Below are 7213 nucleotides of genomic sequence, written 5' to 3'. Positions count from 1 at the left end.
ATATAATTTATGCCAGAATCTATCTTGGATATTCAACAATACAAAGGACAAAACCTCGGCGCTCATAAGATTAGCGAAATGGGACGAAAAAGTGAGGCAGGCCAGCTTCAAAAGCTTCAGCACCATATCCAGGACAATGTCGATCCATTATCAAAATATCCTGAACTACTTTGACAACAGAAGCACCAACGCCTCGGCAGAATCATTCAATGCCAAGATAAAAGCATTTAGGGCACAGTTCAGGGGTGTCAGGAACGTAGAATTCTTCTTATATAGGCTGACAACTATTTTTGCTTAAATCCTTAATCCCACAACTTTTTGACTTGATCCCAGATAAAGCAGGCAAGGGCAAAGAACGGGATTTATTTGTGTTACCCCAAACGAAAAAAGCCGACTCCTAAAAGTCGGCTTTCCCTTTGTACAGGCGGAGAGACTCGAACTCTCACACCTCGCGGCACTAGATCCTAAGTCTAGCGTACATTTGTCCAAACAGCACCAAAGCCACTCATTTTCAATTGATTATATAATATGTCATTTTCTTTGATATCATCTAATATCAATTGATTTCAACATTTGTTGTACCTATGTTGTACCCAGAGAAACTAATAAATTTGTATCTTTAGGGAAACTTCTTGGTAAACTAAACATTCAAAATTGAATGTTGTACCTATGTTGTACCTGATTTGGCTTTCGTACGCAAAACAGGTCAATTATGTCATCAAACGCTAAAATAGTTCTTCGCAAAAAGCCTAATAAAGAAGGCTTGTATCCTCTTGCCATACGTATTACAAAAAATCGTCGCTCAACATACCAATATATAGGTCACTACATTGAATTGGAAGATTGGGATGAAAAGAATATTCGGGTTAAGAAATCACACATAAATTTCAAAACCTTGAACAATTTGTTATCCTTGAAACTTTCTGAATTAAATAATGCTCTTATTACGCTTCAATCCGAACATAAAGATGCTTCTGCCAATCAAATTAAGAAGGAAATATATTCCTCCGGTATCAATGCTACATTCTTTGAATTAGCACAAGAACATCTTGACGATTTAGAAAGTACAGAAAAGCTAAATCGTTTATCTACTGATAAAGCGTGGTTGAGCTTTATTACAAAATATCACAATTCGAAACAATTGTCTTTTCAAGAAATTGATGAACGTTTTCTTAAAAAACTGATGTTAACTTTAAAAGTTAAGTACTCCCTGTCTGAAACCTCAATAATGAACATTTTGGTATTTGTAAGGCTATTATTTAACAGAGCAATTAAATACAAAATTGTAAGCAGAGAATTATACCCCTTCGGTGGCGATAAAATAAAAATCAAATTTCCTGAAACTACCAAAGTAGGACTAAATATTTTAGAGATTCAACAAATTGAAAATTTGATAAATCTCAAACCTTCTGAAATGCATACTAGAAATGTCTGGCTTTTTAGTTTCAATTTTGCTGGTATGCGGGTTTCTGATGTTCTACGAACCAAATGGTCAGATATTTATGATAACAGGCTGCATTATAGAATGCATAAAAACGCAAAACTTCTATCATTAAAAATTCCTGAAAAAGTACTAAAGATTTTAGACCACTATAAAGATGATAAAAGAAGTGATGATGATTTTGTTTTCCCTGAATTGAAAAAAGCCAATCTCGATGATGCTAAAGATGTTTATAATAAAAGGAAAACAGCTACTAAAAAGTTTAATGACAATTTAAAATCAATCTCTAAAAAGGCGAAAATCAATAAGCATATAACAATGCACATAGCGCGTCATAGCTTCGGGAATATCGCTGGGGATGCAATACATCCATTAATGCTTCAAAAATTATATCGTCATAGCGATTTGAAAACCACATTGAACTATCAAGCCAACTTCATCCACAAGGATGCAGATGATGCTTTAGATAGTGTCATAAATTTTTAAAGAAATAAAAAAATAAATGAGCGGATATTTTGACTATGCTAAACCCGTTTATAGCAACAAAATATCCGCTCTTTATTATTTCCAATAACCGATTTAGTCTCTCCAGAATGGAAACTAATTTTTAATTGGATTCGCTAATTTTTGATTGAAACATTTAACTAACATTTTATACAGTTCTGGATGTTTCTTTTTAAACAAGTCTGGACGCTCGAAGAAATATTCTGAAGCTACTGCAAAAAATTCAGCCTGATTTGTACCTCCGTATTTTCGGATATCAGAATGATTGTCGTTTATGGCTTCTATTTCTTTATGGATAAAATTTAATAATTAGCTATCAATTAGATTATTATGAACTGCTTTATAAATTTCAGTACTAATAAAAAGCAGATTAACAAGATAAAAATGATTACAACACCAATCCAAATTATTTTACTTCTTTTAGAAATACTACTTTTTTCAGGTTGAATCTTATTACGCTCGTTGATACGTTTGTCTCTTCGATTTTTTGACATTATAATTTCTCTTTAGTTAAAACGAGTTTATTTCTTTCTTTCATTTTTTGAAATTGAGAAAGTCAATTTATAACTGCAATAAGCAAGGTTATAGCAATCTCTACAGCTACAAATGTCTTTATTTTATTACTAACCCTTATTTTTTGTTTTAGCACTAAAACCACTATTATCAATAACGAATTCTGTATGTTGCTTTTATTTTAATCATTCGGTTCAACATGAATCAATACGTGTACTAAATTCGGTATTTCCTTCCGCAAATAATCCTTTAATTTATGTGCAATATCGTGACTGGATTTTACAGTAATCTCACTACTGACAATGGCGTGTAAATCCACGTGAAATTTCATTCCAGATTTTCTGATAAAACATTTCTCTGTGTCTAAAACACCTTTAACCTCTAATGATTTTTCTCTAATTTCAAGTATCAGGTCGTCATAAAGTTGTTCGTCCATAACTTCGCCTAATGCTGGTCGTAATATTAAATAACTATTATATAAGATAAACGCAGATGCAAACAAGGCCGCCCAATCATCCGCGTTTTCATAACCTTCTCCAAATATTAATGCTATTGAAATCCCGACAAATGCCATTATCGAAGTTATTGCATCACTTCTATGATGCCAAGCATCTGCTTTTAGTGAAGAACTATTCGTTAGCCTACTTTTCTTAATAACAATTTGAAAGGAGATTTCCTTCCAAATAATGATTAGTCCTAAAACTATTAAAGTCCAAGACTCTGGGGTTTTGTGAGGTGTTTGTATATTCTGAATACTCGTATATGCGATTATTGTAGCTGATACAACAAGGAACGCAACTACTCCAAATGTAATTAATGGCTCAATTTTTCCGTGTCCGTAAGGATGGTTTTCGTCTGCGGGTCGTTTGGCATATTTAAAACCTAATAAAACTAAAAATGAGGCAAAAATATCCGTCGTAGATTCGATAGCATCTGCAATTAAAGCATAAGAATTTCCAAAAAACCCCGCAAGTCATTTTATCAAAGCTAAAGCAGTATTTCCAATGATACTGAAATATGTGGTTCGTATTGCAGTTTGTTCGTTATTCATTTAGTTTTATTAGGTTACACACGACTGGAGGTTTGATCACACATTTTAGATCCGCAAAAAAGCATTGCATGATGACATATATTTTATTAAACGTTACTATCCAAACTCTTCGCAATTCGATGAGGGAAAATATGTGCTCCCCGTTGATAAACCATGGAAGTAACTAAGCTCGACCATGATTGTAAAACAGCTTTTTTTCATAATTATTGATTTAAGTTTAAAAAATTAATTAAAGATGAATTTAAAGGATTTCGGACTACGGCATAGAGGTCTGGAAATTTTTATTAATTAGATTTAATACTTTTCAATCAATTGTTACAAAGTATGTCAAAAACCGTAAGAACAACAAAAAGCATATGAATAAGATAAACATGATTAGAACCCCTATCCAGATTGTTTTAACCTTTTTAGAAATACTCGTTTTTTTATTTTGAACTCCGTTCCGGATATTCAAACGTTTTTTTCTTCGATTTTCTGACATACAATGTCATATTAATTAATATCCTTCTATTATTTCCACTTCATCTTCTGCAACCTAACCGCATTCAATATTGCCAATAAAGCCACGCCCACATCCGCAAATACAGCTTCCCACATCGTTGCCAAACCACCTGCCCCCAATACCAGAACAACTGCTTTTACTCCGAACGCCAACCCAATATTCTGCCAAACGATGCGACGTGTGGACTTACCTATTTTGATAGCTTTTGCAATTTTGCTCGGTTGGTCGGTTTGGATGATAACGTCTGCCGTTTCTATGGCCACATCACTACCCAATCCACCCATTGCAATGCCAACATCACTTGCTGCCAATACTGGTGCATCGTTGATACCGTCGCCAATAAAAGCTACTCTTCCCTCATTTTCGGACATCAATTTTTCTACTTCTATCAATTTATCTTCTGGAAGCAGACCGCCTTTTGCCCAATCTACGCCCAATTCTTTTGCTACTTGTTGGGTAATGGAATCCTTATCGCCTGAAAGCATTATAATTTTTGAAATACCAGATTCCCGAATTTGTTTGATGGCTTCGTGTGCATCATCCTTCAACTCATCTGCAATGATTACATAGCCTGCAAATCTGCCTTCAATGGAAACCATTACGATAGATTCTACAATTTTGTCGGTTTCAGAGGGAACTTCGATGTTGTTTGACGTCATCAATGGTTTGTTACCTACCAAAACAGTTTTGCCATTTACTGTTCCCTTCAATCCTTTTCCTGCTATTTCGCTTACTTCGGAAGCTTGAAAATCTTCGCCATCGGCCTTGTATTCCATAATTGCCTTGGCAATGGGATGGGTAGATTGTTCTTCCATCGCCATTAGGTATTTCATAAATTCAGGCTCTTTCCAATCAATGGCTTTTATTTCCTTGATTTTGAAAACACCTTTGGTCACAGTTCCCGTTTTGTCCATAACAACGGTATTAACCTTTGTCATTTCATCCAAAAACGAAGCACCTTTAAATAGAATCCCATTTTTTGAAGCCGCTCCCAAACCACCGAAATAACCCAACGGAATTGAAATAACCAAGGCACACGGACAGGAAATGACTAAGAAAATCAATGCTCTGTACAACCATTCGCTAAAGACATAATCATCTACAAAAAAGTAAGGCAGAAACGTCAATCCAATTGCTAAGAAGACTACAATAGGCGTGTAGATTCTTGCAAACTTTCTGATAAACAGTTCGGTTTTTGATTTACGAGCTGTTGCATTCTGCACCATATCAAGGATACGCGCAATAGAACTATCCTTAAATTCTTTGGTCGTTTCAATCTCAATAACGCCATCCAAATTGATGCTTCCAGCAAAAACTTTTTCTCCTTTTGCAATGGTATCCGGTTTGCTCTCGCCTGTTAATGCTGCTGTATTGAATGAGCCTTTGTCGGAAAGTAAAATTCCATCCAAAGGAATTTTTTCGCCCACACGAACCTGTACTTTTTCGCCAATTTCAACGGTTTCAGGATTTACAGAAATGTAATCGTTGTTTCGATAAACCAAAGCTTCATTAGGTCTTACATCGAGCAAGGCTTTGATATTGCTTTTGGCTCGATTGACCGCTGCGTTTTGGAACAATTCGCCCACTGCGTAAAAAAGCATTACTGCCACACCTTCGGGATATTCGCCAATGGCGAATGCTCCAATGGTAGCAATGGACATCAACAGAAATTCCGTAAAGAAATCGCCTTTTATGATGCTGTTCCAGCCTTCTTTTATCACGGGAAAACCTACTGGAAGGTATGCTATTACATACCAAACGATACGTACCCAATCCTTAAAAAATGCAACATCAAAATAGTCCATAGCGATACCGATAATCAGCATCACAAAACTGAAAATTGCTGGTAGATAGGTTTTAAATTTTCCTACACTTTCCGGGTCGCTATGGTTGTGGCCATCGTCGTGTGCGTGTTCTCCTTTATGTTCTTCGGTATTGATATCACGAAGATTTTGTTTTTTCTTGCTCATTTTATTTTATTATAAATTTATCCATTGCTTGGCTTGTTCCTTATCTTTTAAATCAAAATATCTTACCTCTGAACCGGTAAAGAAATCGGTTGCCTTGGCAGCCCATTCTTGCCATTTCCTTTCGCCCACAAATGCCATTTTGCCATAATCGGAAAGATGTGAGTTGTCTACTTTAATATCTACCCAAAGACCTTGCAGGTCGTAACCGTGGAAATCTTTCATTTCAAAATAGAAATCAACCTTCTGGTTGGTTTTAAGGATTTTGTGGATTAGTAAATGGATTTTTTCTACATCTTCTTTAGAGATTTTACCTCCCAGAAAGGCGGCAATCAAATTGGTTTTTTCAAAATTTAGAAACTGTACCATAATTTTTTTTTATCAATTTAATGAAATAAAAAGTGCAATGGAAGTGCATTTATTGGCCGCTACACTTCTCACAGATTCCTTTTACGACCAAATTAACGTCTTCTGCCAAGTACCCTTCGGGCAGATTGATATGAGGAATTTTATGTTTTGTGAGACAAACCGTTTCATTGCAGTTTAAGCAATGAAAATGAAGGTGCAAATCCTGTTCTATCTCGCAATTGCATCCTTTATCACATAAAGCATATTTGGTAATTCCCGTGCCGTCATCAATTTGGTGGACAATTCCGTTTTCCTCAAAAGTTTTAAGGGTTCTGTACAAGGTAGTCCTGTCTGCTTTTGTGAAAGCATTTTCTATATCTGCTAGGGCGACCGCAATTTCTTTTTCGGCCATATACTTGTAAATCAGGACGCGCATTGCCGTAGGGCGAACTTTTTTGTCTTCTAAAAATGTTTCTATTTCTTTCATCGAATTATCTATTAATGAATATGTGGCTAACAATTAGGTAAACCGCCAAAATCCAGATGAAGGCAATTATTACACCTGCCACTATACTTTTCTTTTTATCCCAACTGTATGTTCGGGCTCGCTCCCTACATTCTTTAATAACCTCATTGGGAATGAGTTTTATCGCACAATAAATACCCAAAGGCAATAGGATGATATCATCTAACAGACCAAGCACGGGAATAAAATCGGGTATCAGGTCGATGGGGCTTAAGGCATAGCCGATAACCAAAATTATTATCGCTTTAGCCGTCCACGGTGTTCTTGGATGGCTATAGGCAAGATGTAGCACCACAAGTTCCTGCTTGAGTTTTTTTGCTTTTTCCTTTATGGTTTTTAAGAATCCCATTAGTCTGCAACC

General features: G+C 35.6%; 6 protein-coding genes and 2 pseudogenes. 2 read left to right on the top strand and 6 right to left on the bottom strand.

The features are described from left to right. Both G466_RS23605 and G466_RS0116465 read left to right on the top strand, forming a co-directional pair. A partial coding sequence (locus G466_RS23605) for a transposase (RefSeq protein ID WP_240488306.1) occupies positions 1-298 on the top strand: 298 nt, incomplete at its 5' end. Between the two features lie 414 nt (positions 299-712). Beyond that, the gene (locus tag G466_RS0116465) at positions 713-1927 is read left to right on the top strand and encodes a site-specific integrase (protein ID WP_026814635.1); all 1215 of its coding nucleotides are present in this window, start codon (positions 713-715) and stop codon (positions 1925-1927) included. 114 nt (positions 1928-2041) lie between these two features. On the opposite strand, the pseudogene G466_RS23600 reads toward G466_RS0116465, so the two are convergent. The 6 genes and pseudogenes from G466_RS23600 to G466_RS0116440 all read right to left on the bottom strand — a co-directional run. After that, positions 2042-2251: pseudogene (locus G466_RS23600) on the bottom strand (zinc-dependent peptidase); the annotation flags it as partial. Positions 2252-2639: 388 nt separating this feature from the next. Continuing rightward, positions 2640-3509: pseudogene (locus G466_RS22375) on the bottom strand (cation diffusion facilitator family transporter). 510 nt (positions 3510-4019) lie between these two features. Then, positions 4020-5981: a heavy metal translocating P-type ATPase gene (locus tag G466_RS0116455; RefSeq protein WP_026814634.1), complete on the bottom strand. Its 1962-nt coding sequence runs from the start codon at positions 5979-5981 to the stop codon at positions 4020-4022. Between the two features lie 9 nt (positions 5982-5990). Beyond that, the gene (locus G466_RS0116450) at positions 5991-6347 is read right to left on the bottom strand and encodes a SpoIIAA family protein (RefSeq protein ID WP_026814633.1); all 357 of its coding nucleotides are present in this window, start codon (positions 6345-6347) and stop codon (positions 5991-5993) included. A gap of 49 nt (positions 6348-6396) precedes the next feature. Continuing rightward, complete coding sequence (locus tag G466_RS0116445) at positions 6397-6813, bottom strand: Fur family transcriptional regulator (protein WP_026814632.1); 417 nt, start codon at positions 6811-6813, stop codon at positions 6397-6399. A 4-nt stretch (positions 6814-6817) separates the two neighbouring features. Further along, a complete protein-coding gene (locus tag G466_RS0116440; protein ID WP_026814631.1) occupies positions 6818-7201 on the bottom strand; it encodes a YkvA family protein in 384 nt (127 codons plus the stop codon). Positions 7202-7213 lie beyond the last annotated feature (12 nt).

Source organism: Arenibacter certesii DSM 19833 (genome assembly GCF_000429545.1).
Taxonomy (GTDB): domain Bacteria; phylum Bacteroidota; class Bacteroidia; order Flavobacteriales; family Flavobacteriaceae; genus Arenibacter; species Arenibacter certesii.
The sequence above is the reverse complement of the archived record's forward strand: the minus strand, read 5'-3'. Positions and strand labels throughout refer to the sequence as shown.